Annotated in this window: 23 protein-coding genes; 16 read left to right on the top strand and 7 right to left on the bottom strand. The window is 70.9% G+C overall.

The window, feature by feature from the left end; translation table 11 throughout:
• The first annotated feature begins 61 nt into the window (after positions 1-61).
• Complete coding sequence (locus ACIG5F_RS06070) at positions 62-955, top strand: LysR family transcriptional regulator (RefSeq protein WP_396516291.1); 894 nt, start codon at positions 62-64, stop codon at positions 953-955.
• A 39-nt stretch (positions 956-994) separates the two neighbouring features.
• Here ACIG5F_RS06070 and ACIG5F_RS06065 read toward each other — a convergent pair whose 3' ends face one another.
• Positions 995-1,459 (bottom strand): hypothetical protein, encoded by a 465-nt coding sequence (locus ACIG5F_RS06065; RefSeq protein WP_396516290.1) that lies wholly within the window; start codon positions 1,457-1,459, stop codon positions 995-997.
• Between the two features lie 247 nt (positions 1,460-1,706).
• On the opposite strand from ACIG5F_RS06065, the gene ACIG5F_RS06060 reads away from it, so the two are divergent.
• A complete protein-coding gene (locus ACIG5F_RS06060) occupies positions 1,707-3,017 on the top strand; it encodes an FUSC family protein (RefSeq protein WP_396516289.1) in 1,311 nt (436 codons plus the stop codon).
• A 15-nt stretch (positions 3,018-3,032) separates the two neighbouring features.
• The gene (locus ACIG5F_RS06055) at positions 3,033-3,923 is read left to right on the top strand and encodes a phosphatase PAP2 family protein (protein ID WP_396516288.1); all 891 of its coding nucleotides are present in this window, start codon (positions 3,033-3,035) and stop codon (positions 3,921-3,923) included.
• On the opposite strand, the gene ACIG5F_RS06050 is transcribed toward ACIG5F_RS06055, so the two are convergent.
• From ACIG5F_RS06050 to ACIG5F_RS06040, 3 genes are all read right to left on the bottom strand, one after another.
• On the bottom strand, positions 3,920-5,053 hold the full coding sequence (locus ACIG5F_RS06050) for a hypothetical protein (RefSeq protein WP_396516287.1): 1,134 nt from the start codon (positions 5,051-5,053) through the stop codon (positions 3,920-3,922). The genes ACIG5F_RS06055 and ACIG5F_RS06050 overlap by 4 nt on opposite strands.
• A gap of 96 nt (positions 5,054-5,149) precedes the next feature.
• Complete coding sequence (gene glpK, locus ACIG5F_RS06045; protein WP_396516286.1) at positions 5,150-6,667, bottom strand: glycerol kinase GlpK; 1,518 nt, start codon at positions 6,665-6,667, stop codon at positions 5,150-5,152.
• A gap of 9 nt (positions 6,668-6,676) precedes the next feature.
• Entirely contained in the window at positions 6,677-7,426 is a 750-nt protein-coding gene (locus ACIG5F_RS06040) for an IclR family transcriptional regulator (RefSeq protein WP_396516285.1), read from the bottom strand.
• A gap of 240 nt (positions 7,427-7,666) precedes the next feature.
• Between ACIG5F_RS06040 and ACIG5F_RS06035 the strand changes: the two genes are divergently transcribed.
• The 5 genes from ACIG5F_RS06035 to ACIG5F_RS06015 all read left to right on the top strand — a co-directional run bounded on the left by ACIG5F_RS06035 (position 7,667) and on the right by ACIG5F_RS06015 (position 14,638).
• Entirely contained in the window at positions 7,667-8,419 is a 753-nt protein-coding gene (locus tag ACIG5F_RS06035; protein ID WP_396516284.1) for an MIP/aquaporin family protein, read from the top strand.
• 16 nt (positions 8,420-8,435) lie between these two features.
• On the top strand, positions 8,436-9,950 hold the full coding sequence (glpK, locus tag ACIG5F_RS06030) for a glycerol kinase GlpK (RefSeq protein WP_396516283.1): 1,515 nt from the start codon (positions 8,436-8,438) through the stop codon (positions 9,948-9,950).
• 25 nt (positions 9,951-9,975) lie between these two features.
• On the top strand, positions 9,976-11,571 hold the full coding sequence (locus ACIG5F_RS06025; RefSeq protein WP_396516282.1) for a glycerol-3-phosphate dehydrogenase/oxidase: 1,596 nt from the start codon (positions 9,976-9,978) through the stop codon (positions 11,569-11,571).
• Positions 11,568-12,701 (top strand): amidohydrolase family protein, encoded by a 1,134-nt coding sequence (locus ACIG5F_RS06020; RefSeq protein ID WP_396516281.1) that lies wholly within the window; start codon positions 11,568-11,570, stop codon positions 12,699-12,701. The genes ACIG5F_RS06025 and ACIG5F_RS06020 overlap by 4 nt, the downstream gene beginning before the upstream one ends.
• Positions 12,702-12,790: 89 nt before the next feature.
• Positions 12,791-14,638 (top strand): hypothetical protein, encoded by a 1,848-nt coding sequence (locus ACIG5F_RS06015; protein WP_396516280.1) that lies wholly within the window; start codon positions 12,791-12,793, stop codon positions 14,636-14,638.
• On the opposite strand, the gene ACIG5F_RS06010 is transcribed toward ACIG5F_RS06015, so the two are convergent.
• Positions 14,553-15,665 carry a winged helix DNA-binding domain-containing protein gene (locus ACIG5F_RS06010; RefSeq protein WP_396516279.1) on the bottom strand — a complete coding sequence of 371 codons (1,113 nt, stop codon included), beginning with the start codon at positions 15,663-15,665 and terminating at the stop codon, positions 14,553-14,555. The genes ACIG5F_RS06015 and ACIG5F_RS06010 overlap by 86 nt on opposite strands.
• Positions 15,665-16,204, bottom strand: a complete 540-nt coding sequence (locus ACIG5F_RS06005; RefSeq protein WP_396516278.1) for a DinB family protein — start codon at positions 16,202-16,204, stop codon at positions 15,665-15,667. The genes ACIG5F_RS06010 and ACIG5F_RS06005 overlap by 1 nt, the downstream gene beginning before the upstream one ends.
• A 53-nt stretch (positions 16,205-16,257) precedes the next feature.
• On the opposite strand from ACIG5F_RS06005, the gene ACIG5F_RS06000 reads away from it, so the two are divergent.
• From ACIG5F_RS06000 to ACIG5F_RS05980, 5 genes are all read left to right on the top strand, one after another.
• Positions 16,258-17,184 carry a helix-turn-helix transcriptional regulator gene (locus ACIG5F_RS06000; RefSeq protein ID WP_396516277.1) on the top strand — a complete coding sequence of 309 codons (927 nt, stop codon included), beginning with the start codon at positions 16,258-16,260 and terminating at the stop codon, positions 17,182-17,184.
• A gap of 299 nt (positions 17,185-17,483) precedes the next feature.
• Positions 17,484-18,080 carry a TIR domain-containing protein gene (locus ACIG5F_RS05995; protein WP_396516276.1) on the top strand — a complete coding sequence of 199 codons (597 nt, stop codon included), beginning with the start codon at positions 17,484-17,486 and terminating at the stop codon, positions 18,078-18,080.
• A complete protein-coding gene (locus tag ACIG5F_RS05990; protein WP_396516275.1) occupies positions 18,077-19,678 on the top strand; it encodes a tyrosine-protein kinase family protein in 1,602 nt (533 codons plus the stop codon). The genes ACIG5F_RS05995 and ACIG5F_RS05990 overlap by 4 nt, the downstream gene beginning before the upstream one ends.
• Before the next feature lie 13 nt (positions 19,679-19,691).
• A complete protein-coding gene (locus tag ACIG5F_RS05985) occupies positions 19,692-20,294 on the top strand; it encodes a hypothetical protein (protein ID WP_396516274.1) in 603 nt (200 codons plus the stop codon).
• Positions 20,291-23,350, top strand: coding sequence for a helicase HerA domain-containing protein (locus tag ACIG5F_RS05980; protein ID WP_396516273.1), 3,060 nt, complete (start codon positions 20,291-20,293; stop codon positions 23,348-23,350). The genes ACIG5F_RS05985 and ACIG5F_RS05980 overlap by 4 nt, the downstream gene beginning before the upstream one ends.
• A gap of 40 nt (positions 23,351-23,390) precedes the next feature.
• Here the strand turns inward: ACIG5F_RS05980 and ACIG5F_RS05975 are convergent, their stop codons facing one another.
• The gene (locus ACIG5F_RS05975; protein WP_396516272.1) at positions 23,391-24,266 is read right to left on the bottom strand and encodes a hypothetical protein; all 876 of its coding nucleotides are present in this window, start codon (positions 24,264-24,266) and stop codon (positions 23,391-23,393) included.
• Positions 24,267-24,424: 158 nt separating this feature from the next.
• On the opposite strand from ACIG5F_RS05975, the gene ACIG5F_RS05970 reads away from it, so the two are divergent.
• From ACIG5F_RS05970 to ACIG5F_RS05960, 3 genes are all read left to right on the top strand, one after another.
• Positions 24,425-24,805 (top strand): hypothetical protein, encoded by a 381-nt coding sequence (locus ACIG5F_RS05970; RefSeq protein WP_396516271.1) that lies wholly within the window; start codon positions 24,425-24,427, stop codon positions 24,803-24,805.
• Between the two features lie 142 nt (positions 24,806-24,947).
• Entirely contained in the window at positions 24,948-25,124 is a 177-nt protein-coding gene (locus ACIG5F_RS05965) for a hypothetical protein (protein ID WP_396516270.1), read from the top strand.
• Positions 25,125-25,214: 90 nt separating this feature from the next.
• Positions 25,215-26,393, top strand: coding sequence for a multiprotein-bridging factor 1 family protein (locus ACIG5F_RS05960; protein ID WP_396516269.1), 1,179 nt, complete (start codon positions 25,215-25,217; stop codon positions 26,391-26,393).
• Positions 26,394-26,421: the final 28 nt, after the last annotated feature.

Genomic DNA, 26,421 nt, shown 5'->3' with positions numbered 1-26,421 from the left:
GCCCGCCGTGGCATCGTCGACTGGACGGGTCCACACGGCTTTTCCGAACCACAATGGCGGCATGCTGAACCCGTGGCGGCTGCGGCTGCTGAGCCGGCTGGACACCCTGGGCACGATCCGGGCGGTGGCCCAGGACGCCAACCTGAGCGCGTCCAGCGTGTCCCAGCAGCTGGCGGTGCTGGAGACGGAGACCCGCACCCGCCTGCTGGAACGGACCGGCCGGCGGGTGCGGCTGACCCCGGCCGGGCAGATGCTGGCCCGGCGGGCGCGGGCGATCCTCGACCACATGGACACCGTGGAGGCCGAGCTGCGCGGGCTGCGGGAGGAGGCGGCCGGCCTGGTTCGGCTGGGGGCGTTCCAGAGCGCGATCCGCACCCTGGCCCTGCCGGCGGTGGTCCGGCTGGCCGCCGAGCATCCGCAGCTGGAGGTGGAGCTGCTGGAGCTGGAGCCGCACGCCAGCATTCCGGCCCTGCGCGGCGGCGACGCCGACGTGATCATCACGACGCCGGATTTCGTCGACCAGCCGCTGGGGGCCGATCTCGACATCGTGCCGCTGGCCACCGACCCGATCCTGCTGGTGGCCTCGCCCGACCGGCCGCTGCCGCGCGGCCCGGCCGTGCTGTCGCACTTCGCCGGGCAGCCGTGGGCGATGGACATTCCCCAGTCCTACATCGCCAATCTGACCCTGCGGCTGTGTCGCGAGTCCGGTTTCGAGCCGCGGGTGGCCTGTCGGTTCAGCAACTACCTCATGACGCTGCAGCACGTCGAGGCCGGCTTGTCGGTGACGTTGCTGCCGGAGCTGGCGATTGATCCGCGTTTTCGGGTCGTGACCAGAGAACTGGCCACGCCGGTCAGTCGGACGATCACCGCGGTCGTGCGGCGGGGATCGCCGCTGCGGGCGGCGGTGAACCTGGTGCTCAACGCCCTGCGCGAGCAGCCGGCCGTCCATCCATAGTGGACGGACGGTCGGCCGGTGCCTGCTGACCGGATTCGCTCAGCAGTTGAACGCGCGGATCCAGACGCCGTCCGCGCTGACGCCGGGCTCGGCGTTGTAGTTCCAGGAGCGGGCGTACCACTCGGCCCCGTTGTGCAGGACCAGCGCGCCGCCGTTGTACTGGGTGTCGCGCTGCCACTGGCCGGCCTGGCAGAGGGCGTTGACCGTGGTCGCCGGGGGAGCGGGCGGGGCCGGCGGGCGGGTCGTGGTCTTGGGCGGCGCGGACGGCGCCTTGGTGGGCGGCCGGCTGGTCGTGGTCGTCGGCTCCGCGGTGGTCGTCGTGGCGGCGGTGGTCGTGGACTCGGCCGTCGTCGACGACGTGGGCGCGGCGGAGGTCGTCGGATGGGGCACGGGCTCCGCGACCGGGTCGGGCGACCGGGTCAGCGCCCAGAACACCATGCCGAGGCAGAACAGTCCCAGTACCACGGCGGTGATGATCACGATGCGCGTCTGGCGGGCGCTCATGGCCGGCACCGCCCGGTAAGCCCGGTCGGGGGAACGTCGTAGCGCAAGTGGGTGATCTCCACGGCGGCACACCCTAGCGCCATACGGACGGTGATGGTGAAACGGGTTCACCTTCATTCGACGGCGCGGCGCCCCGGGGCGGTGTGACCCCGGCGATGTTCGGTGGTCGTCCAGGCCCCGCAGATACTACGCTACTGCGTACTATCTGCCCGAGAAACCCCTGCTGACGGGGCTGGAATGGTAAGTGATGCGTAGCAAAGCGGTGCTGGTCGAGGCGGCCCCGACCATGGCGGCGGCGCTGCTGGGCGCGGCGGCGCTGGTGGTGCTGCGAGCGCCGGCCCAGGTGATCACGCTGGCCGTGGTGCTGACGCTGACGTTGTCGCGGACCGAGCGCACGACGTCCAGGGGCGAGCGGCTCAGCCACCTCCTGCTGCTGCCGGCGTTCGCCATGGCGACGAGCCAGCTCGGCGTGCTGTGGCAGCCGGCCGGGGACGCGCTGTTCTGCCTGGCGGTGGCGGCGACGATCTGGGTGCGCCGGTTCGGCCCGCGGTGGACGGCGATCGGCCGCCTGGCGACCGCCCCGCTGGTGGCGGCGCTGATCCTGCCCGGCGCCAACGCCCTCTGGGCCGCCGCGGCGGCGGTCCTGGCCCTGCTCTGCGTGTACGCCACGAGGCCACGGCCGACGCCCAAGCCGGCGGCCGCCTCGAATCCCACGATCTCGCAACGCATGGCCGTGCAGATGGGAGTCGCGGTCGCGGTCGCCTTCGTGGTCGGCCGGACGGTGTTCGGCGATCACTGGGCCTGGGTGGTGCTGACGGCGTTCATCGTGTGCAGCGGCAATCGCGGCCGTGGGGACGTGGTCTACAAGAGCCTGCTCCGCGTGGCCGGGGCGCTGGGCGGAACGCTGCTGGCCACCGGGCTGCTGCTGATTTTCGGGCGGCACCAGGCGTTCGACGTCGTGGCGATCTTCGTGGTGCTGACCGCGGCCACGGCGCTGCGGCCGGTCAACTACGCCTGGTGGGCCGGCGGTGTGACGGCGGCGCTGGCCTTCCTCTACGCCTCCCTCGGCCAGAGCGGACCGGAACTGCTGGCGATCCGGCTCGTGGCCATCGTGGTCGGCGGTCTCCTGGGTGTGGCGGCGTCCTGGCTGATCCTGCCGATTCGCACCACGACCATCGTCCGGGGCCGGATCAAGAGCGTGCTGACGGCACTCGACGAGCTGCTGGCCGCGTTGCCGGGCAACGAAGACCTTGCCGTCCGCCGAAGGAAGTTCGACGCGGCGGTGAGCAATCTCGACCTGGTCAGCCCGCCGGTGCTGGCCCACCGGCGGATCACCCCGCGCGCCACTCCGCACTGGGCCGACCTGATCACCACGCTGCGCCGGTGCGTGCCGCTGGTGCACGCCATCGTCGACCACGCCCCGGCCACCGGCCCCGCAACGGCCGCGCTGGCCGACGCCCGGGCCGAGTTGGCCACGCTGAGCGCCGGCCCGAAGCCGGCTAAGACCGCGCTGGACCGGCGGATCGGGGCGCTGGCGGAGGCGATGCGGCCGAGCTAGTCCACTGTGGATACCATGCGGGCCGCCGCTCACGAGAGGTTCGCTCAGGTGTCCGACTATCCCGCTCGCCGGTGGCTTCGCGTCGCCGTGGTCAGTGCCTTCGTCGCGGTCGCCGTCTACGTCTTCGCGGTGTTGACGCCGGTGGGGCAGATGCTGGAGAACGGGGCGCTGAGAGGGGCCGACCAGGTCACGGCCAGCGAGGTGACCAGCGCCAACAAGGACCTGAACGACATCTCCGTGTACTCGCTGGCGGTGGCCGTTGCGGTGGTCGCGCTGATCGGCCTGCTGCGGCGACGGTGGGCGTTGTCGCTGGCCGCGGTCGGGGTGATCGTCGCCGGCCAGGTCGTGACCCAGGGCCTCAAGCGCTTCGTGCTGCCGCGGCCGCCGCTGGTCCCGGTGTCCGGCCACTACGCCGCCAACAGCCTGCCCAGCGGGCACACCACGATCGCGATGACCGTGCTGTTCGCCGCGCTGCTCGTGGTGCCCTACCGGTGGCGCGGGGTGGCGATGTTCTTCGGCATGACCTGGGCGCTGGGCATCGGGGCGTTGACCGTGACAGCCAAGTGGCACCGGGTGTCCGACACCCTCGCGGCCGACGCCATCGCCTTGTCCCTGGCCTGCCTGGCCTCGTGGTGGCTGGCCCGGCGCGGCATGGTGCGCCGCCACGACGGTCGGCGGCGCACCCTGCGCGTCTTGTTCGTGCTGTTCATGGGCGCCTTGGCGTTGGCCGCCCTGGCGCTGGGCGCGGTGTTCCTGTGGTCGGTGCTGGCCCACGGGGGCCTTGGCGCCAACCAGGAGGACTTCACCTGGCTGCTCTACCTGACCGCGAACCTGTTGGCGTCCTTCGGATCCAGCCTCGCGGCCCTGGTCTTCCTCGGCACCTGGCGGCGGCTGGAGATTCCCTAAGGGATGTTGGACACGAAGTAGCCGGCGAGATCCACGATCACGTCCACCGTGCCGGCGTGGTTGTAGACGCCGAAGGCGTCGCTCCAGGTCGAGACGATCGCCATGTTCGGCACCGTCTCACCGGGCCCGAGATTCAGCGAGGAGCCGGCGACGTGCGAGTCGGTCTTGGGCTGCCAGGCGGTGAGATAGGTCGCGGCGGTGGCGTCGGTCGCGGTGAGGTTCACCACGACGTCCTCGCCGGTGTGCCCCGTCGTCACGGTGACGGTGCTGTCCGGGCCGACCGGCGCGCTGTCACGGGTGTCGATCAGCCGCTGTGGCGACGTGGGGTAGAACCACTTTCCGCTGCCATTGAGGTAGTAGCCGGACACGTCGGCGATCAGGTCCACGCTGCCCGCGTGGTTGTAGAGGTCGATCTTGCCGCTCGGCGGCACGGCCACGGTGACCATATTGGCCCGGGTCTGCCCGGGAGCCAGGTTCATGGAACTCACGTCCGGTCGGGATGTGCCGTCCGGCCACGCCGTGAGGTAGGTGGCGGCCGTGGTGTTGGTGCCGGTCAGGTTGAACACCACCGCGGTGGTGTTCGCCGGCAGCGTCGACGACAGGTCGAGCACCGTGGTGCGGTCGGGGCCGGCCGGCCCGCCGCCGGTGCGGGTGTCGAGCACTCGTGACGGCGAGTGGCCCGAATAGCCGGAGCCGCCGGTCGGCGCGTAGTAGCCGGACAGGTCGGCGATCACGCCGAGGTCACCGTGCACCCAGACGTCCAGCTTGCGGCTGGTCGGCACGGCGACCGTGGTCAGGTTGGCCGCGGTCTGCCCGCGGGACACGTTCAGGTTCGACACAGTCGGCCTCGGGTCGCCGTCGGGCCACACCGTGACGAAGCTGTCCACGTTCGCGTCGGCCCCGGTCAGGTTCACCACCACGGCCGTCGTGCCGGACGGGGTCACCCGCGACAGGTCGAGCACAAGATGATCGCCCTCGATCGAGACGCCCGTCCCGTCGCGGGTGTCCAGAACCCGTTGCGGCGTCACGGCGGTGTATCTGCTGGCGAGCGCCTGGGCCTGAGCCGGACCAGCCGCCGCGATCGCCGACGCCGCCACGGCGGCCGCCAGCACAACAACACGTGTGCGCATCTGTCCCCACCTGATCCGGGGTGACGCCGTCGGCATCCGAGGCCCCCGAATCCCCGCGAACCACCCTATCGGGACAACCAGGCCTGGCAATGCCCCTTACGGACGCGGGCGTTTCGGCTTCGCCCAACCGAACGTGAGTTCCACCGCACGCTTCCAGTTGGCGTACTCGGCTTCGCGGTCGGCGGCGTTCCACTGTGGATTCCAGCGGGCGGCGAGATGCCAGTTGCGGCGCAGGCCTTCGAGATCCGGCCAGTAGCCGACGGCCAGGCCGGCGGCGTAGGCGGCGCCGAGCGACACGGTCTCGGCCACCATGGGGCGCATCACCGGCACGTCGAGCACGTCGGCGATGATCTGCATCAGCAGGTGGTCGGAGGTCATGCCGCCGTCGACCTTCAGCGCCTTGGACGGCAGCCCGAGCTCGGCGGTCATGGCGTCCACGACCTCGCGGGTCTGCCAGGCGGTGGCCTCCAGCACGGCCCGGGCCAGATGTCCCTTGGAGATATAGGAAGTCAGGCCGACGATCAGGCCGCGGGCCTCGCTGTGCCAGTGCGGGGCGAACAGCCCCGAGAACGCCGGCACGATGTAGCAGCCGCCGTTGTCGCTGACGGTCCGGGCCAGCGTCTCGATCTCCGGGGCGCTCTGGATCAGGCCCAGCTTGTCCCGGAACCACTGCACGAGCGAGCCGGTGACGGCGATCGAGCCCTCAAGGGCGTAGGTCACGGGCTCGCCGCCGAGCTGGTAGCCGATGGTGGTCAGCAGGCCGTGCTCGGAGCGCACGAGGGTGTCGCCGGTGTTCATCAGCAGGAAGCTGCCGGTGCCGTAGGTGCATTTGGTCTCGCCCTTGGCGAAACAGGTCTGCCCGAACAGGGCCGCGTGCTGGTCGCCGAGCGCGGCGGCGATGGTCACGCCGGGCACGACCCGGCTGGTGACGCCGCGGATCTCGGTGGAGGGCCGGATCTCCGGCAGCATCGGGGCCGGGATGTCGAAAAAGGACAGCAGCTCGGCGTCCCACGCCTGCGTGGTCAGGTTCATCAGCATGGTGCGGCTGGCGTTGGTCACGTCGGTGACGTGCAGGCCCCCGCTGGCCCCGCCGGTCAGGTTCCAGATCAGCCAGGTGTCCATGGTGCCGAACAGCACGTCCCCGCGCTCGGCCCGATCCCGCAGCCCGGGTGTGTTGTCCAGCAGCCATCTCAGCTTCGGCGCGGAGAAGTAGGTGGCCAGCGGCAGGCCGCAGAGCTCGCGTATGCCCGAGCTTTCCGGCCGGGCCGCCAGCTCCGTCACCAGCTCCTCGGTGCGGATGTCCTCCCAGACGATGGCCCGCCCCACCGGAACCCCGGTGTGCCGGTCCCACACCACGGCCGTCTCGCGCTGGTTGGTGATGCCCAGCGCCACCACCTGCTCGGCCGAGACGCCGGCGTCCCGCAACGCCTGCGGCACGATCCGGTCGACGTTGCGCCAGATCTCCACCGCGTCCTGCTCCACCCAGCCCGGCCGCGGGTGGTGCTGCCGGTGTTCCCGCTGGGCCACCGCGACCAGCCGGGCGCTCTGGTCGAACAGGATGCACCGGGTCGATGTGGTGCCCTGGTCGATGGCCATCACAAACCGTTGCGCCATGATCCCCGCTCAGTCGCTCAACGCTCGGGAGACGGCATCGGCGGCACTGCGCACCTGACCCACCAGCGCCGGCTTGGGCCGGCTGGCCGAGTCGCAGATCCGTTCCACCGCACCGGAAACGCCGATCGCCCCGACCACGAGGCCGCCGGGGGCGCGGATCGGGGCGGCGATGCCGGCCTCGCCCGGCATGCACTCCTCGGCCTCGCTGGCCCAGCCGTCGGCCCGCACCTGGGCCAGCACCCGTTCCAGGGCCGGCGGCGAGACGATGGTGCGCCGGGTCAGCGAGGTGAGCTCGCGATCCCGGGCCAGGGTGGCGTCGTAGGCCAGCAGCACCTTGCCGAACGCGGTGGCGTGCAACGGAAGCATCGCGCCCACGCCCAGGGTCTGCATGGTGTCGTCTGGCCGGAACACGTGGTGCACGACCAGCACCGCCCCGTCGTGGTGCACGCCGATGCGCACCTCCTGGCCGCTGCGGGCGGCCAGCGTGTCGGCCCAGTTGATCGACCGTGAGCGCAGCTCGTTGGCGTCCAGATAGCTGGAGCCCAGGTGCAGCAGGGCCGCGCCGAGCCGGTAGCGGCCCGATTCCTGGTCCTGTTCGACGAATTCGACCCGTTGCAGGGTGCGCAGGATGCCGTGCGCGGTGCCCTTGGCCAGGCCGAGGGCGGCCGCGATCTCGGCCAGCCCGTACTGCCCGGAGCCGCGCGCCAGCAGCCGCAGCATGGCGGCGGCGCGTTCGATGGACTGGATGGGGCCGGGCACGGCGTCAGCTAATCAAACGAGCACGTTGTCGGCAATGTCGAACGCCCGGTGGTGGGACGGCCAGGCCGGCGCCGCCCCGGAGAGGCGCGGCGATCGGACGGTAACCGGGTGGACACGCTGTGGCCGGCGTCACCGTTCGACATTGTCGACCGGTGGCCGTTGAGCGGCCCGTTCCCGCTGCTTACGTTCCCCTCACTCACTGGGGGTGAGTCGACCGTTCAATGACGAATGGAGGAGTGGGTGTCACTCGGAGCGGTGTTCCTCAGCGAGGTGCTCGGCACCGGACTGCTGATCTTGCTCGGCGCCGGTGTGGTGGCCAACGTGCTGCTGGTCAAGTCCAAGGGCTTCGACGGCGGCTGGCTGCTGATCAACTTCGGCTGGGGGCTGGCCGTGATGGCCGGCGTCTACGTCTCGTTCAAGTCCGGGGCGCACCTCAACCCGGCGGTCACCATCGGCATCCTGAGCAGCGGGGCCAGCACCTATGCCCCGGGCGTGGCGGTCAGCTTCGGCTCGACCCTGGTCTACCTGGCCGGGCAGATGGCCGGCGCGTTCCTCGGGGCCTGCCTGTGCTTCCTGGCCTACAAGAAGCACTTCGACGAGGATCCGGACGAGGCCAAGAAGCTGGCCGTGTTCTCCACCGGCCCGGCGATCCGCAGCTACGGCTGGAACTTCCTGACCGAGGTGCTCGGCACGTTCGTGCTGGTGTTCGTGATCCTGTCGTTCGGCAAGACCCCGTCGGGCCTGGGCCCGCTGGCGGTGTCCATGCTGGTGGTCGGCATCGGCGCCTCCCTCGGCGGCCCCACCGGCTACGCCATCAACCCGGCCCGCGACCTCGGGCCGCGCATCGCCCACGCCATCCTTCCCCTGCGCTACAAGGGAGAACCGGCCTCCACCGAGCCGAAGAACTCCGACTGGAGCTACGCCTGGGTGCCGGTCGCCGGCCCCATCGTCGGTGGCGTCATCGCCGGTGTCCTCTCCCACCTCGCGTTCTGACCGGAAGGAAACCTCCATGGCTCAGCACATTCTCGCCATCGACCAGGGCACGACCAGCACCCGGGCGATCGTGTTCGACCACGCCGGTTCGATCGTCTCGGTGGGGCAGAAGGAACACGAGCAGATCTTCCCGCGGGCCGGCTGGGTCGAGCACGACCCGGCCGAGATCACCGCCAACACCCGCTACGTCATCGGCCAGGCCCTGGCCAAGGCCGACCTGAACATCGGCGACCTGGCCGCGGTCGGCATCACCAACCAGCGCGAGACCGCGGTGGTGTGGGACCGCCACACCGGCGAGCCGGTCCACAACGCCATCGTCTGGCAGGACACCCGCACCCAGTCCATTGTGGACGAACTCGGCGCGCTGGGCGGCGGGGCCGACCGGTACAAGGCCAAGGTCGGCCTGCCGCTGGCCACCTACTTCTCCGCCCCCAAGGTCCGCTGGATCCTGGACAACGTGCCCGGCGCGCGGCAGCGGGCCGACAACGGCGACCTGCTGTTCGGCAACACCGACACCTGGACGCTGTGGAACCTCACCGGCGGCCCGAACGGCGGCGTGCACGTCACCGACGTCACCAACGCCTCCCGGACCATGCTGATGGACCTGGACACGCTGAGCTGGGACGCCGAGATCGCCGCCGAGATGGGCATTCCGCTGTCCATGCTGCCGGAGATCCGCTCCTCCTCGGAGAACTACGGCCACGGGGCCGGCGGCGTGCTGGCCGGCGTGCCGATCACCGGCATCCTCGGCGACCAGCAGGCCGCCACCTTCGGCCAGGCCTGCTTCGAGCCCGGCACGGCCAAGAACACCTACGGCACCGGCAACTTCATGCTGCTCAACACCGGGCGCGAGAAGGTGGCCAGCCACAACGGCCTGCTCACCACGGTCTGCTACAAGATTGGCTCGCAGGCCCCGGTGTACGCGCTGGAGGGCTCCATCGCGGTGACCGGCTCGCTGGTGCAGTGGCTGCGCGACAACCTCGGCATCATCGGCTCGGCCGCCGAGATCGAGGGCCTGGCCCGCAGCGTCGAGGACAACGGCGGCGCGTACTTCGTGCCGGCCTTCTCCGGGCTGTTCGCCCCGTACTGGCGATCCGACGCCCGCGGCGCGCTGGTCGGCCTGACCCGCTTCGTCAGCAAGGGACATCTGGCCCGCGCCGTGCTGGAGGCCACCGCCTTCCAGACCCGCGAGGTGCTCGACGCCATGAACGCCGACTCCGGGGTGCCGCTGACCGAGCTCAAGGTGGACGGCGGCATGGTCGCCAACGAGCTGCTGATGCAGTTCCAGGCCGACATCCTCGACGTTCCCGTGGTGCGGCCCAAGGTCGCCGAGACCACGGCCCTGGGCGCGGCCTACGCCGCCGGCCTGGCCGTGGGCTACTGGGGCGGCGAGGACGAGCTGCGGGCCAACTGGGCCGAGGACAGGCGGTGGACGCCGGAGCTGGCCGCCGACGAGCGGGAACGCGTCTACCGCAACTGGAAGAAGGCCGTCACCAAGTCGTTCGACTGGGTCGACGACGACGTGCGCTGACTGATCGACTAGAAGGAGTTTCCCGATGTCCGCAAGGCTGGACGCCGGCTACCGCGAGACCGCGCTGCGCTCGCTGGCCGAGACCGAGTTCGACGTGCTGGTGATAGGCGGCGGCGTGGTCGGCGTCGGCGCGGCGCTGGACGCCGCCTCGCGCGGCCTGTCCGTGGCGCTGGTCGAGGCGCGGGACTGGGCATCGGGAACCTCCAGCCGGTCCAGCAAGCTCGTGCACGGCGGGCTGCGCTACCTGGAGCAGCTGGAGTTCTCGTTGGTACGTGAGGCATTGCGGGAGCGGGGCCTGCTGCTCAAGCGCCTCGCTCCGCACCTCGTGCGGCCGGTCCCGTTCCTGTACCCCTTGACCCACAAGGGATGGGAGCGGCCGTACGTGGGCGCCGGCCTGATGCTGTACGACACCATCGGCGGCGCGACCTCGGTGCCGATGCACAAGCACCTGTCCCGCACCAAGGCGTTGGCCATGTCGCCGAGCCTGCGGGACGACGCGTTGACCGGCGCTGTGCGGTACTACGACGCCCAGGTCGACGACGCCCGGTTCACCATGATGGTGGCCCGCACCGCCGCCCAGCACGGGGCGACCGTGGTCACCCGGGCCGAGGTCACCGAGCTGCTGCGCGACGGCGGCCGGGTCGCCGGCGCGGTCGTGCGGGATGCCTTGTCCGACAACGAGATCCGGGTCCGGGCTCGTCGCGTGATCGGCGCGACCGGGGTGTGGACGCCGGACAACCCGGCGTTCAGGATCCAGATGTCCAAGGGTGTGCACCTGGTCGTGCCGCGCGAACGGCTCGACCTGGAGACCGGGCTGATCATGCGCACGGAGAAGAGCGTGCTGTTCGTGATCCCGTGGGACCGGCACTGGATCATCGGCACCACCGACACGCCCTACTCCGACGCCCCGGACCGCCCGACCGTCACCGACGAGGATGTGGATTACCTGCTCCAGCACGTGAACTCGGTGCTGAAGCAGCCGCTGAGCCGGGACGACATCGTCGGCGCCTACGCCGGCCTGCGGCCGCTGCTGGCCGGCAAGAAGGGCAGCGAGACGGCCAAGCTGTCCCGCGAGCACTCCGTCGCCTCGCCCGAGCCCGGCTACTTCGTGGTGGCCGGCGGCAAGTACACGACCTACCGGGTCATGGCCGCCGACGCCGTCGACGTGGCGGTCAAGGGCTTGGGCGGCGTGGCCCCGTCGCTGACCGCTCGGCTGCCGATCCACGGCGCGGTCGGCTTCCGCGAGCTGTGGGCCGACCGGATCGCCCTGGCGTCGAAGAACGGCCTCTCGGTGTCCACTGTGGAGCGTCTGCTGCGCCGGCACGGCTCGGCCGTCACCGAGCTGTTCGAGCTGATCGGGCAGGACCCGAGCCTGGCCGATCACGTGACCGACGGCTACCTGGCGGCCGAGATCGTGCACGCCGTCACCCACGAGGGCGCGCTCGACCTGGACGACGTGCTCAGCCGGCGGACCCGGATCGCCTTCGAGGCCCCGGAGCGGGGTCGCGCCGTGGTCGAGCAGGTCGCGGACCTGGTCGGCGGCCGGCTGGGCTGGGACGCCTCCGCCCGGCGCGAGGCCGTCGACAGCTATCTCGCGGACGGTGCCATGCTGGCCTCGTGATCGGTCTCCGCTGCGCACGGCTGTTCGACGGCGACACGCTCCACCACGGCCCGGCCACCGTCGTGATCGACGGTGGCCGGATCGTCGAGCCGTCCGACGACGTGCCGGTGACCGATCTCGGCGAGGTCACGCTGCTGCCGGGCCTGGTGGACGCGCACTCCCACCTGGCCTTCGAGCCCGGCAGCGACATCCCCCGGGACATGGTCGAGACGCCGCGTGAGGTCGTGCTCGCGCGGATGCGCGTGCACGCGATGCGGGCCCTGCGCGCCGGCATCACCACCGTCCGCGATCTCGGTGACCGGGACTATCTGGCCATCGAGGCCCGCGCCGGCCTCCCGCTGGGGCCGGAGATCCTCGCCGCGGGCCCGCCGATCACCAGCCCCGGCGGCCACTGCTGGTTCCTCGGCGGCGAAGTCCCGCCGGACCAGTCGGCGCTGGTCGACGCGGTGGCCGAGCGGATCGACCGCGGCGTGGACGTCATCAAGATCATGGCCACCGGCGGCGGCATCACCCCGGGCAGCGCCGCCCACAAGTCCCAGTACGACCTGGACCAGATCCGAGCCGTCGTCGAGACCGCGCACGCCGCCGGCCGGCCGGTCACCGCGCACGCCCACGGCGGCGCGGGCATCCGCGACGCCGTCCGGGCCGGCGTGGACGGCATCGAGCACGCCACCTTCCTCACTGCCGACGGAGCCGACCCCGACTGGGCCACCGTCGAGGAGATCGTCGCCGCCGGCGTCTTCGTCGGCGTCACCGCCGGGCGCATGCCGGGCGGGGTCCCGCTGTCGCCGAAGGTCGTCGCCGCCCGCTCGGTCCTGGCCGACGCCCGGTGGCGGGGCGCCCGGCTGGTCTGTTCGTCCGATGCCGGCGTCATTTCCGACAAACCGCATGACTGCCTCCCGCACGGCCTGCCGGAATTCCAGGTGTTCACCCAGCTTTCCAATGCTGCCGTGCTGACCTCGATCACCCGATTGGCCGCGCAGTCGTGTGGCGTGGGCCACCGCAAGGGCCGCATCGCCCCCGGCTTCGACGCGGACCTCCTTGCCGTGCAGGGAGATCCGACGGCCGACCTGACCGCGCTGACCAAGGTCTCGGCGGTGTTCCTGGCCGGAACGCGGGTCGACATCTAGGGGAACACCGTCGCGGTGACCGATTCCACCGGATGGGGGCAGGTGGTCGTGGCTACGATGCCCATCGGCCGTGCGCGGAAGGGGAATGGATGCCCTACCTGGTGTGGATCGATCTGTCGGGTCCCGACACCCAGGCGGACGACGAGTTGGCGAGCGCCCAGGTGCCCGAACTGGTTCTCGAACTCGTGCAGGGCGGCTGGGAAGTGACCGCTCCCGTGCTCGACGACGATGACGAGGAGGACGAGGAAGGGCCCGAGCTGCTGGACGTGCGGGTGCTCGGCTACCCGGCCGGCGTCTTCGTCGGACTGGCCGTGGACACCGACTCCATCGACGTGGCCACGGCGCTGGGCGCGAGCCTCGGGCGGCACCTGCGGGACGCGGCCCCGGCCCTGATGGGCTGGACCGTGGACTCGCTGCGGGTGGACAAGGCCACCGGCCCGGACGCCGAGGGCAACTGGTTCCCGCTGCTGCGCGACGAGCCCCGGCCCCGGTTCCCGGTGGCCGAGCACCTGGCCTGGGACCTGCAACGACTGTGCGCGCAGTACCTGATCGGCGGGGCCGTGCGGCACCTGATCGATCCCACGCTGCGGCCGCCGCGGGCCATCGACGCCGCCGACGTGGTGGCCGGCGCCAGCACCGAGCACCCGTGGGACCGGGAGCTGGCCGGGGCCCTGGGCGGCCTGCTGATCGCCGCCGGCCGGGTCGAGCACGAGCTGGGCATCCGCGGCTCGATCGTCGGCCGCGGCGAGGGCGATCCGGGGCTGGCCCAGGCCCTGGTCGACGCGGTCCGGCGGGAGATCGACACGCCGTCGACCGAGCACGACGACAGCGACGAGGACATGCGCGGGCACGCCGTGCTCGACCGGTTCATGACCGAGCACCAGCTGACCTGGCAGGACACCGCCGACGGCGAGCGGCGCAGCCGCCAGCAGTTCCGGGCCCTGCTGTGGGCCGGGCTGCGGGCCCTGGCCACCATGACCCACTCCATTCAGGGCGAGGCGCGTTCGCCCTGGATGTGGCTGGCCACGCTGGACGACAGCCCGGTGGTGGGCTGGCTGGCCGAGCAGGACGACGAGGAGCTGGAGCTCAGCGACGAGGACGAGCACAGCCAGATCGCCGCCGCCGCGCGGGCGCATCTGCTGGTGCGGGTGGCCCTGCTGCACCCGTCGCTGTTGGACCCTTCCGCAGCCGAGCACGGCCGGCTCGGCCTCGACGACATCGACTCGGACCCGCTGCACCATCTCTACGCCGACGCCGTGCTGGATCTCGGCGTCGAGGCGGTGGAGGCGGCGTTGCCGGCCGCGGTCGGCGACGCCCTGCTGCCGGCGTTGCGGGCCGTCGAGGCCGAGGCCGACGACGCCATCGACGACCTGTACCAGGTGCTGGAGGGCCTGCTGGCCGACGACGATGTGCTGCCGGCCCTGGGTTTCCTGGCCGAGGTGGCCTTGGCCGCCGGGCCGGCCAAGGTGGCCAAGACCACCCGGCTGCTGCTCAACCGCCCGGCCGAGCTGGCCTGCGTCATGGTCGACCGGGACGACCAGGACGTCGACGCCGTGCTGCGGCGGTTCCTGGTGGCGTTGTCCTGCGCCGTCTCGGTGGAGTTCGCCGCCGAGCTGGCGGGCGAGCTGCCCGAGCTGACCAGCGCCGACCCCCGGGACGAGCCGGCGCTGCGGCACGAGGCCGTCACGTGGCTGGGCCGGATCATCGAGGCCGACTCGGATCCTGCCTTTCACACCACCGTGCTCAAGGCCCTCGATCTGTGCCCGGCCCCGGGCTCGGACCTGCTTGCCGCGCTGGGGCAGGACAATCCCGATCCCGTGGCCCTGTCGGCGCCGATGTCCACATCGGAGCTCACCGTCGGCGTCGTGCAGGCCCTGTCCGCGCTGAGCCTGACCGCTCGGGCTCCGTGGCTGCCGCTGGAGTTCCTGGTCGAGTGAGGAAGTCGGCCAGCCGGTCGGCCTCCTCGTGCACGGAAACCTTTTCCTTGCGGGAGAAGGGCCTCAGCGGCGTGACGGCGACGGCCTCGTCGACGACGGTCCAGGTCGCCGCGACCCGGCCGTCGACGAGGACCACTCGCTCCCCGGCCACGGACAGGTTCCGGTGCTCGTCGTCGACGATGCGGCTGCGGTCGTCGTAGCCGAGCAGGGCGTTGTCGAAGGACGGCAGGAAGCGCACCGGGGCCGGCGTGTCGGGATCGGGCCTCGGGGCGTCGGGGAGGTCGAGCAGTTCCCGTCCGCGCTCGTCCTTGAAGGTGATCAGGTCAGGTTTGACCGCTTTCACCGCCTTGGGCAGGCCGGCCAGGCCGGACCAGGCCCGGATGTCGGCCGTCGCCGCCGGGCCGAAGGCCTTCAGGTAGCGGAGAACCAGCTCCTCGCCGTCGGTCGGTGGCGCCAGCTCACGACCGAGCCAGTGGGTGAGCAGCACGTTGCGAACGCCGCCTTTGCCGCGCCAGAGGCCACGAGGGGGCGCCTGGACCACCGGCACCAGCGCGGCGATCAGCAACTCGGCCAGCGGTCGGTTCGGCAGGTCCGGCCGGTTCACCGCCCGCACGAGCTCGGCCGCCGTGCGGGGCTGGCCGTCGGACATCACTTCGCGCCCGGCGGCGGCCATCGCCTCCAGGTCGACGCCGGCCAGCTCTTGGCGGTAGGTGCCGAGAACCCGTTGGCGCAGCATGGAATCGTGCCGGGACCGCCAGGCGATCACGTCGTCCGCGGTGAGCAGATGGACCGTGCGGCGCATCAGATGCGTGCGCACGACCCGGCGTTGCAACAGCAGCTCCGACAGCTCGGACGGATCGAAGCCCTCGACCCGTGACCACAGGCCGACGAACGGCTCCTGCGGCTCCTGGGCCTGCATGCCGCAGAGCTGCCCGACCGTGTCGAGCACCGGGTGATCGACACGGTCGAGCAGCAGTTGGCGGGCGAGGGTGGCCCGGTTGAGGGCCCTCGCGGACAGGACGGTCATCAGCTCGACTTCTGCCCGTCCAGGCTCTCGCGCAGGATGTCGGCGTGGCCGGCGTGCTGCGAGGTCTCGGCGATCACGTGCATCAGGACCCGGCGGGCGCTGCGCACGCCGCCCGGCTCGTGCCACGGGGCCGCCGGCAACGGCTGGGTCGCGTCCATATCCACGGTCGTGACGATCTCGGTGGTGCGGGCCGCGACCTCCTCGTAGCGCTTGAGGACGCCTTCGAGGGTCTCACCCGGCAGCAGCTGGAAGTCGTTGCGGTGATCGATCATCCACTGCGGCGGCTCCGCCTGACCGGAGAAGATGTCCTGCCAGGTCACACCCTCGGGCAGGTCGTAGGACATGGCCGACGGGCCGTCCACGACGAACCGCAGCCACTGCTCCTCGATCGTCGACACGTGCTTGATCAGCCCGCCCAGGCACAGCTCGCTGACGGTCGTGCGCCGGCCCGCCTGCTCGTCGGACAGGCCCTCGGTCGCGCGGATCAGGGCGTTTCGGGCCTTGGCGAGCTCGGCGAGCACATCGGTGTTCTCGGTCATGACGGCCACTCTGCCAGGGGTAGCGGACAGAATGTGGCCGCTACTGTGTCGGCATGCCGAAAACCTCGGGCCGGCTGCTGTCGCTGCTCTCGCTGCTGCAAACCCGCCGGGACTGGCCGGCCGCGCTGCTGGCCGAGCGCCTCGACGTCAGCACCCGGACCGTGCGGCGGGACGTGGACCGGTTGCGGGAGCTGGGATATCCGATCCGGACGCTGAAGGGGCCGGACGGCGGGTACCGGCTCGGGGCCGGGGCCGAGCTGCCGCCGCTGCTGTTCGACGACGAGCAGGCCGTGGCCATCGCTGTCGCCCTCCAGACCGCGATCACCACCAGCGGCGTGGGGGAGGCCGCCGCGCGGGCGCTGACCACCATTCGGCAGGTCATGCCCGCGCGGCTTCGGCACCGTATCGACTTGCAGGTCACGGCCGTTCCCGGCAGCTCCGTCGCCGTCGATGTCCAGGTGGTGATGGAGATCGAGGCCGCCGTCCGGGCCTGCCATGTGCTGCGCTTCGACTACACCGGCTCGCTGCGGCGGGTCGAGCCCCATCACTTGGTGACCCGGGGCGGGCGGTGGTATCTCGTCGCCTGGGACCTCGACCGCGACGACTGGCGGATCTTCCGGGTCGACCGGATCGCGCCTCGCACTCCCACCGGCCCCCGCTTCACGCCCCGGCACCTGCCCGACGTCGCCGCGTTCGTCGCCGGCCGCTTCAAGGGCTCCGACGGCAGCGACGACTGGCCGTGCCGGGGTGAAGTGATCTTGTCGATGCCCGCCGCCGTCGCCGCCCAGTACGCCGGGGACGGCATCGTCGAGGAGCTCGGGCCCGACCGCTGCCGCCTCGTGCTCGGCGGCTGGTCCTGGGTCGCGCTCGCCGCCGGCTTCGGCCGCTTCGACGCCGACCTGGAGGTCGTCGGCCCCGCCGAGCTCGTCGACGCCTTCGCCGTGCTGGCCCGCCGCTACAGCGCCGAGGCCGCCAGGTAGGCCGCCTCGGCCGCGTCGCCCCTCAGGTTGAGGGTGCGCAGGTCGGTGTCGAGCCCGCCCCGGCTGACCACTGAGAAGACCGTGCCGGTGTGGCCGTCGAAATCGGTCAGGAACGCGCCGCCGCTGGAGCCGCCGGCCGCGCGAGCGCGTCAAGCCCTTCATTCCCGCCCGCTGCGCCGGCCTGGGCCTCGCCGCTCCGCGATAATGCCCACTTTTTGTCAACTTCCTGCCCGGTAACCTCAATTCTGACCACTTTTCTGCCTTTTTTCACCACGTGATCCGTGCTTATCATGGGTCGCGTGTCCGGCTACGAGTACGACATATTCATCAGCTACAGCCGCTACGGCAGCGCGCAGAAATGGCTGCTGAACCACTTCTATTCGAAGCTGGTGGACTGCCTGGCCGACGAGATCGCGCCGCAGCCACGGGTGTACGTCGACCGCGAGATGCCGCGCGGCGAGCACTGGCCGTCCAGCCTGCAACGGGCCCTGCTGCACAGCAAGATCATGCTCCAGGTGCTGCACCCGCCGTACTTCCAGTCGAAATGGTGCATGGCCGAGTGGCTGAGCATGCGCGAACGGCAGCAGCGGCTCGGGCTGGCCAGCGTCGGCGTTCCCCAGGGGCTGATCTATTCCATACTCTACGCCGACTCGGACAATTTCCCGATGGCGGCCCGTGAGGTCTCGTGGGTCGACTTCAAGGATTTCGCCAATCCCGACATGGCGTTCCAGAAGACGAAGAAGTTCGTGTCCTTCCACTGGAAGGTCCGCGATTTGGCCCGTGACCTGGTGGAACTGCTCAAGCAGGCGCCGGAATGGCAGCCGGACTGGCCGCTCATCGAGAAGCCGGACCCGGTCCTCATGCCGCCGGCGCCGATACCGAGGTTCCGGCGATGACCGGAACCGTGGTCACCTTCTACTCGTACAAGGGCGGGGTCGGCCGCAGCTCCACGCTGGCCAGCGTCGCCGTGCTGCTGGCGCGCTGGGGCTATCGCGTGCTGGCCGTCGACTGGGACCTCGAAGCCCCTGGCCTGCACTACTACTTCAAGGAGGCCATGCCCGATGAGCCGGCGGGCGGCGTCATCGACCTGGCGCACGACTTCCTCGACGACGTGTCGCCACGCTCGTACGAGATCCGGCTCGACCTGCCGGAAGGCACACTCGCGCTGCTGGCCGCGGGCCGGTTCGACGGCGACTACCCGGAGCGCGTCCAGGCCGTCAACTGGGAAGAGCTGTACCGGCGCGGGTTCGCGGAATACCTGGAGCAGCGCCGGGCCGAGTGGACCGCGAACTACGACTTCGTGCTGATCGACAGTCGCACCGGCATCGCCGACACCGCCGGCATCTGCACCGCGCACCTGCCCGACCGGCTGGTGGTCGTGTTCACCGCCAACGACCAGAACCTCAGCGACGTGGTGGACATCGCCCACCGGGCCGACCGGGCCCGCGACGCCATGCCCTACGACCGGCCGAAAAACATGGTGCTGCCGGTGTTGTCCCGCCTCGACAACCGGGTCGAGTACGAGCGGGCCGAGGCGTGGCAACGCAAGTGCGCGGAGGCCGTGCAGCCGCTGTTCAGCGACTGGTTGTCCCAGGACGTCTCCCCCGAGGCGATGGTGCGGCACTTGACGCTGCCCTACGTCTCGTACTGGAGCTTCGGGGAGCAACTGCCGGTGCTGGAGGAACTGACCCCCTCGGCCGACCAGCTCTCCTACGCCCTGGAGACCGTCGCCGCGGTGATCGCGCAGCACTTCGACCGCACGGACCTGTTGGCCGACAACCGTGACGCCTACGTGGCCGAGGCCAGGGTCCATGTCGACGAGTACGACCTGGACCTGCTGGTGTCCAGTCCCCGCTCCGCCGCCGTGCCGGCCGCCGAGCTGATCGACAAGCTGATCCACCTCGGCGTCCGCGCCGAGCAGTCACTGTCCGGCGTGCCCGAGTTCCTGGACCGTTCTCCCTTGCTGGCCAAGCATCTCTGCCTCGTGGTGGACGGGGAGGTGACCCGGTGGCAGGTCAGCGAGGCCGAGCACTTCCTGCGTCAGACCCTGGCCCCCGGGGACGGGCAACGCCAGCTGTTCTGCGTGCTCACCAGCCGTGCCGACAACGCCAGCCTTCCCGGCTTCCTCCGCAACCTGCGGCCCCTGAAGTTCGGTCCCGGCGTCGCCCGGGAGCTCTACGACCTCATGGCCAACGGTTCCCTCCCCATGGCCAGCCCCGACCGGGAAGCCCTGCGTGACGCCGCCTCCGCCCTCCGGGGGCTGCCCGCCCAGGTCCCCTACCCCGGCCGCCTGGCCCTCATCCGCGACACCGTCCGCGGCATGACCACCGCCCTCGACGCCGGCGACCTCACCCTCCTGCCCGACCTGTCCGTCGACCTCGAACTCCTCAGCAAGACCCACGGCGCCGGCCTCGACCTGCCCGACGACCTCCTGTCCGAGGTCCGCGCCCTGCTCGACCGCATCGACCGCCGAATCACCGCCTCCACCCCCTGAAAGGCCTCGTCACATGTCGGAGATGTACGACAGCCACGAGCAGGCGACCTTGCTGCTCCTGTTGCTCGACCGCAACGGAGTGCCGAACCCCGACCTCAAGAAGAAGTACGGCATCAAGTTTCCCGCCACCAGCCGCGACAAGCTGGTGAAGGACGGCCTGATCGAGTCGACCAAGGTCGGCATCCGGAACGTGCACAAGATCACCGAGGCGGGAATCGACTGGTGCGCCCGCGAATTGGGCGCGATCGAAACGCCGCTGCGCAGCAGCCCGCTGGCCAAGATGATCTTTGAGCTGGCCAGGAACCTCCCGGATTTCCTGCAGTGGCACGACACCGACTTCGCGGACGTGCTCGATCGGGGCAGTGTCGAGAAGGCGATCCGCGACGCCTATCAGGACCTCAAGTCCCAGGACTGGGTCCGCCTGGCCAAGATCCGGCCGCAGACCGAGGGAATCGACCGGAAGACGGTCGACGACGTGTTGCTGACGATGAACAAGGCGAACCGGGCCGCGCTCGCTCCCGACTCCAACCGCAAGGTGCTCACCGATGAGGACCACCGTGCGGCGATCCGGATCGGGAGTGAGGACAAGCACCTGTTGGCGATCGAGGAATCATGACCGACGAACTACGCAAGGCGCTGGCCGCGCTGCGTTTCAACTTCGCCGAGACACCGGACGACGTGTGGCGCACCTCTCCGTCCCATGTGGAGGGTCTGCACATGCGGGCCGAGCACCGCATCAAGACCGAGGTGGCGAACGCGGCGGACAGCACCGGCCCCAGCCCGATCGGACTGGTGCTGCAGGGACAGAAGGGCATCGGCAAGACCCACTTGCTGGGCTCAGCCCGCCGTGTCGTGCAACAGCGGGACGGCTACTTCTTCCTGGTCGAGTTGACCAGGAGCGACGCCTTCTGGTCGGACGTCGCGAGCGCCATGCGCAGCGAGCTGCGCCGCCTCAACGAGGACGGCGAACTCCAGATCACCGCGCTGTTGCGGCGGTTGTGCGTGCGGGCCAACGCGCCGGAGTCGGTGCGGCGGGCGCTGCTCAACCGGGCCCGGTTGACCGCGAATGACCTGGACGAACTCGTCCGGCACCTGCTGAAGGTCGACGAGCGGGTCGTCGGCGAGTGCTCGAACACCATCCGGGCGCTGGCACTCTACGCCTCCGAGCACTTCGACGACGGGCGGGCGTTCCTGCGGGGAACGGCAACCGCGCAGCAGGAGCGGGCCTGGGGCATCTCGGCCGAGCGACAGGATCCTCGCACGTTCGTGCGGGACATCTCCCGAGTGCTGGCGATCACCGGCCCGTGTGTCATCGCCGTCGACCAGCTGGACACGCTGGTCGCGCTCGGACAGGAGGCGACCGACGCGGAGGTGGTCAGCCCCGAGCTCAAGCTGGAGGTCGCGACTATCGCCGACGGTTTGATGAGCCTGCGTGACGTGACCAGGCGGACCGTGTCCATCGTGGCCTGTCTGCCCAACACGTGGATGATGCTGGAAGGGCTGGCGAGCGACTCGTTCGAGGACCGGTTCACCAAGACCCCGATCCTGAACACGATCGGCGACCCGGAGATCGGTCGGAAGCTGGTGACCAAGTGGCTGTCGGTGGTGTACGCGGCCGAGGGGTTTGTGCCGCCGCACCCGACCTGGCCGGTCGCGCCGGAGGCGTTCGGCGAGTCGTGGTCGGCCTACACGCCGCGGCAGCTGCTCAAGACCATCCTCGCGCACGCCGAGGTCTGCATGTTCGGGGAGATCCGCGAGCTGAGGTCGTTCGACGAGAAGCCCGAGGAGGCCCCGGTCCGGACCGGTCCGACGCCGGACCATCTCCGGGATTACGACGAGAAGTTCGAGCAGCTGCGACGCCAGGCCAAGCTCCTGGCGGGTGATCTCAAGGAGCACCACGAGGACGACACGATGCCGGGGCTTCTCCTGGCCGGCCTGAAATCGTGGATCAGCGAGGTTGGCAACGACGCGCTGGAGTGGACGGCCGAGCCGGCCGGAGGCGCTCTACACGCCGGCCTGCGTCGCACCCTCGACGAGCAACGAGATGTGCAGGAGCTGTGGAGTTTCCGGTTCATTGCCAGCGGTCACGGAAATCATGTGGTGCATGGTGTTCGCGGGGCTCGGGACGCGGCACAGGCCCAGCCGGGGGTGCGCAATCGTCACCTGATCCTGATAGACCAGGGGAATCGCAGCTGGACCGGCAAGGCGACCCAGGCCGAGGTCGCGGAGATCGAACGGGCTGGTGGCGGAAGGGTCCGGATCACCGATGACGATCTGCGGACGCTCAGTGCGCTCAAGGTGATGCTGGCTGATCACACGCCGCAGCTCTTGGCGTGGATGGCGCAGCGCAAGCCGGTGAGCACGACGACGTTTCTGCGGGAGATCCTGCCTGCTCCCAGGGTGGGGCAGGCGGTGGCGCGGGAGCGGGAGTCGCGGCCGCCGCCGGTGACGTGGCCGGCGGAGCCGGAGGAGTTCCGGCTGGACGAGGTACGGATCGGGCTGGAGTCGCTGCGCAAGCACGTGATGATCTTCGCGGGGTCCGGGAGCGGGAAGACGGTGCTGCTGCGCCGGATCGTGGAGGAGTGCGCGCTGCGCGGGGTGTCGGCGATCGTGCTGGACCCGAACAACGACCTGGCGAGGCTGGGCGACGCCTGGCCGGAGCCGCCGCAAGGGTGGGGGCCGGGCGACGAGGACAGCGCGAAGGAATACCTGGCCACCACGGAAGTGGTGGTGTGGACGCCGGGCCGGGCGGGCGGCCGGCCGCTGAGTTTCCAGCCCCTGCCGGACTTCGACGGGGTGGGGGACGACCCGGACGAGTTCACGGCCTCGGTGGAGGCGGCGGTGGCGAGACTGGTGCCGCACGTGGGCCTGACGGGCACGTCGAAAGGGGCCAGGCGCGGCCAGGCGGTGTTGAGGGAGGCGGTGAGGTACTACGCCCGCAAGGGAAAGCGGGACCTGGCCGGGTTCGTGGACGTCCTGGCCGAACTGCCGGACGGGGTGAGCAAACTGAGCACGGCCCCGGGCACGGCGGCGGATCTGGCGGAGACGCTGCGAGCGGCGATGGTGAACGACCCGATGCTGGGCGGGGCGGGCGCGCCGACGGATCCGGCGCTGCTGCTGACGCCCTCGGACGGCAAGCGGGCGCGGGTGTCGGTGATCAGCTTCGTTGGGCTGGCGGCCGACGAGCAGCGGCAGGGCTTCGTCAGCCAGCTACAGCTGGAAGTCTTCGCCTGGATCAAGCGAAACCCGGCGGCGGACCGGCCGCTGGGCGGGCTGCTCGTGATGGACGAGGCCCAGACCATCGCCCCCTCGGGCAAGCTGACGGCCAGCACCCAGAGCACGATCCTGCTGGCCTCGCAGGCCCGGAAGTACGGCCTGGGCCTGGTGCTGGCCACGCAGGCGCCCAAGGGCGTGCACAACCAGGTGGTGGGCAACGCGACCACGCAGTTCTACGGCCGCCTCAACACCGCGGCCCAGGTCAGCGCGGCCACGGAAATGGCGCGGGCCAAGGGAAGCGCGGTGGCGGACATCGGGAAGCTGGAGCGCGGGCAGTTCTACGCGACGACCGAGGCCGGCGGCTTCCGCCGGATCCGGGCCCCGCTGTGCCTGAGCTACCACCCGCAGAGCCCGCTGCGCCTGGAGGAGGTGCTCGACCGGGCCCGCCCGGAATAGCGGAAATGGGCTCCCCCCGAGGGAGCCCATTTCCGTCCGCTCAGCCGACGGTCGCGGCGAGCACGGCGTTGATGCGCTGCCACAGCGCGGCGAACAGCGCCTCCCGGCTGTACGAACGGGGTTCGGCGCCCCGTCCCAGAACCGAGTGGTCGTGCAGCTCCAGCACGGCCGCCCCGGCGTCCAGGTCGTAGATCGGCCGTGCCCAACCATTGCTGCACGCGCTGCCGGCGTCGTGCCGGCCCACGACGAAGTTCACGGTCTCGTCGCCGCCGATGCCGCCGCGCTGGATGTCCAGGGCGTACACGGTGTCGCCGGCCCGCTCGATCCGCACGGCGATCCGCGTGTCGCCGACGTGCACCGTGCCGGCGAAGCCACGCCGCTCCAGCCCCGGCACCGCCGCCGCGAACTGCTCGCCCAGGTATCGCAGCGCCGCGTCCTGCTCGGCGTAGCGACTGAACGAGGCCGGCACGGTGGCCGTCACCGGCGCGAACTCCTTGGCCCTGCTGACGATCTGGGCGACCGGGGCCCGATCCCGGCCGGCGGCCTCGGCCGCCTCGACCCGGGCGGCCAGTGCCTCGGTGAGCTCCTCGGCGACGTCCCGCAGGTACGTCACGTGCGGGTGCAGCAGGTCCGCCGGCACAACGGTGTCGCCCACCAGCACCGGCAGCACGTGCTCGTCCCCGGCCCGGACCGCGCGCAGCATGGCCGCCGTGAAGTCGTCCACCGACGACACGAACGGCAGCAGGAACCGGACGCGGGCGTCCGGCAGGTCGCCGCTTTCCTTGTGGGACCACCATTCGTGCGTCTGGTCGGGCCCGTGCAGCACGGTCAGGCCGCGCTGCCGCCACACCTCGACCACCTCCTCGACGGCGGTCCGCTGCTCCTCGGCGAACGACACGGCGACGTCGTAGTCCACTTCTGACCTCCTGATCGAACTGGCTGTGCGCGCAGGATCCGGGCCGGATGTCGACAGGAAGTGGACGCGCCGTGGATGCACCGACCGTGACCGCCTGACAACCATGCCGGCCCGGCCGGCGTCGTGCCCCCTGATCGACAACGACAAGGAGGCAATGCATGACGATCGCCAAGATCGCCGTCGGAGTCGGACTGGTCGGCGCGACCCTGCTCGGCGGCACGGCCACCGCGAACGCCGCCACCGGCAAGAATCCCGCCGCCGCCACGTGGGTCACGGCCTGGCACGACGTCAACGCCCGGCTGGGGTGCGCGGCCACGACCTGCCCGGTCGACAAGGCCAAGAGCCTCAAGGCCGGCGAGTCGGCCCCGGGCTACTGCTGGAAGCACGGCGAGTCCGTCACCGCGTACGGCATCACCAACGACATCTGGGTGCTGATCAGCCTGGAGGACGGCGGCCGCCGCTTCGCCAGCGCGGTCTTCCTCGAGGGCGACAAGTACGCCAACCTGCCGGCCACCGCCGAATGCGATCCGTGGATCTGAGTCGCTGAATGACCGTTTCCCGTTTCCCGATGGGACGGGAAACGGTCACCATATTGTTGTCGTTTTCTGGTCGATGAATCCTTGATGTGGGCCCCGGAAATCCCGGTGGAAATACCCGACACATCACGTGAGGGGATTCATCATGTCCACTTCGCTTGCCCGCCTGCTGGCGGCCGCCGGCGCCGCGCTGGTCGCCCTGTGCATCGTCTTCGGCGCCCCGGCCAGCGGCGCGATCCACCACATGGACGGCGACGACCCGACCCCGCCGCCCACCACGACCAGCGCCACCACCGACGGCGGCAACCCCTGGCACGGCTGACCACCGAATTCGCCCCGCCGGTCGCGAAATGGTCGCGACCGGCCGGGCGGCCGTGGTGTAATCGGCGGCACGTCGTCAGGGGAGGCGCCGATGACCGAATCGTTCGGTGCGCTGCTGCGGGAATGCCGCGATGCCGCCGGCCTTTCGATGGGCGAGCTGGCCCGGCGGGTCAACTACAGCAAAGGCTATCTCAGCAAGATCGAGAACGAGCTGAAGCCGCCCAATCCGACCATGGCCAAGCTCTGCGACCACGCCCTGGACGCCGACGGCCGGCTGATCGAGGCCGCCCGCGCGGCCCGCACCCTGGACCGGCGGCAGGTGCTGGCCGCCGGCACGATGGTCGGCCTGGCCCTGGCCGGCGGGCCGCGGCCGGTGCTGGACGAGTCGGTGCTGGACGGCATGCGCGCCTCGTTCGAGAACCTGCGGGCCCTGGGCATGGTGACCAGCCCGGTGGTGGTGCTGGAATCCCTGCGGGCCCAGGCGAACACGGTGGTGGCGCTGGCCGCGGAGAACCCGGAGCCGATCCGGTCCCGGCTGCTGCTGCTCGGCGGGCGGATCGCCGAGTACACCGGCTGGATGTGCCAGGAGGCCGGCGACGAGCCGGGGGCGCTGGCGTGGACCCGGCGGGCCTCGGAGCTGGCGCTGGCCGGCGGGGACCGGGAGATCGAGAGCTACGCCTTCGTGCGTGAGGCCGGCCTCGCCCTGTACCGGCAGGACCCCAAGAGCACGATCGACCTTGCCCGGCAAGCACGACGCGTCGGCCGGCCGAGCGCGCGCACGCTGGGGATGGCGCTTCGCCGTGAGGCGCAAGGACATGCCATCGCCGGCGATCGCGACGCCTGCGAGCGGGCCATGGACCGGGCGGCCGAGCTGCTCGACCAGTCCACTTCGGACGGTGTCATGTTCCCGGTTCTCGGCTCCACCGCGCCGGATCCGATCGGGCTGGCCCGGGGATGGGCGCTGTGCGATCTCGGGCACGCGGCCGAGGCCGCCGCGATCCTCGACCTGGAGCTGACCCGCCTGGCCCCGTCGGCCCGCCGCAACCGGGCCCGGTTCGGCGCTCGGCGCTCGCTGGCCCACGCCCTGGCCGGCGAGATCGACCAGAGCTGCCTCACCCTGGCCGAGACCTTGGACGACGCCGCGCAGGTCGACTCCGCGACCGTGCGAATGGATCTCCGTGACCTGGCCCGAACCCTGGGCCGGTGGCGCGGTCACCGCACCGTGCGCGAGATTTCCCCATCACTGAGCCGAGTCCTGCACCGCCACTAGCCCCCCGACCCGGCCCGGTTGATGCCGG

The sequence above is a fragment of the Kutzneria sp. NPDC052558 genome, from assembly GCF_044547355.1.
Lineage (GTDB): Bacteria > Actinomycetota > Actinomycetes > Mycobacteriales > Pseudonocardiaceae > Kutzneria.
The sequence above is the reverse complement of the archived record's forward strand: the minus strand, read 5'-3'. Positions and strand labels throughout refer to the sequence as shown.

Coding starts and splice junctions, on each gene's coding strand:
- ACIG5F_RS06070 (WP_396516291.1), top strand. CDS start 62: ATGCTGAACCCGTGGCGGCTGCGGCTGCTGAGCCGGCTGGACACCCTG.
- ACIG5F_RS06065 (WP_396516290.1), bottom strand. CDS start 1,459: ATGAGCGCCCGCCAGACGCGCATCGTGATCATCACCGCCGTGGTACTG.
- ACIG5F_RS06060 (WP_396516289.1), top strand. CDS start 1,707: ATGCGTAGCAAAGCGGTGCTGGTCGAGGCGGCCCCGACCATGGCGGCG.
- ACIG5F_RS06055 (WP_396516288.1), top strand. CDS start 3,033: ATGCGGGCCGCCGCTCACGAGAGGTTCGCTCAGGTGTCCGACTATCCC.
- ACIG5F_RS06050 (WP_396516287.1), bottom strand. CDS start 5,053: ATGCGCACACGTGTTGTTGTGCTGGCGGCCGCCGTGGCGGCGTCGGCG.
- glpK (WP_396516286.1), bottom strand. CDS start 6,667: ATGGCGCAACGGTTTGTGATGGCCATCGACCAGGGCACCACATCGACC.
- glpK (WP_396516283.1), top strand. CDS start 8,436: ATGGCTCAGCACATTCTCGCCATCGACCAGGGCACGACCAGCACCCGG.
- ACIG5F_RS06025 (WP_396516282.1), top strand. CDS start 9,976: ATGTCCGCAAGGCTGGACGCCGGCTACCGCGAGACCGCGCTGCGCTCG.
- ACIG5F_RS06015 (WP_396516280.1), top strand. CDS start 12,791: ATGCCCTACCTGGTGTGGATCGATCTGTCGGGTCCCGACACCCAGGCG.
- ACIG5F_RS06010 (WP_396516279.1), bottom strand. CDS start 15,665: ATGACCGTCCTGTCCGCGAGGGCCCTCAACCGGGCCACCCTCGCCCGC.
- ACIG5F_RS06005 (WP_396516278.1), bottom strand. CDS start 16,204: ATGACCGAGAACACCGATGTGCTCGCCGAGCTCGCCAAGGCCCGAAAC.
- ACIG5F_RS06000 (WP_396516277.1), top strand. CDS start 16,258: ATGCCGAAAACCTCGGGCCGGCTGCTGTCGCTGCTCTCGCTGCTGCAA.
- ACIG5F_RS05990 (WP_396516275.1), top strand. CDS start 18,077: ATGACCGGAACCGTGGTCACCTTCTACTCGTACAAGGGCGGGGTCGGC.
- ACIG5F_RS05985 (WP_396516274.1), top strand. CDS start 19,692: ATGTCGGAGATGTACGACAGCCACGAGCAGGCGACCTTGCTGCTCCTG.
- ACIG5F_RS05980 (WP_396516273.1), top strand. CDS start 20,291: ATGACCGACGAACTACGCAAGGCGCTGGCCGCGCTGCGTTTCAACTTC.
- ACIG5F_RS05970 (WP_396516271.1), top strand. CDS start 24,425: ATGACGATCGCCAAGATCGCCGTCGGAGTCGGACTGGTCGGCGCGACC.
- ACIG5F_RS05965 (WP_396516270.1), top strand. CDS start 24,948: ATGTCCACTTCGCTTGCCCGCCTGCTGGCGGCCGCCGGCGCCGCGCTG.
- ACIG5F_RS05960 (WP_396516269.1), top strand. CDS start 25,215: ATGACCGAATCGTTCGGTGCGCTGCTGCGGGAATGCCGCGATGCCGCC.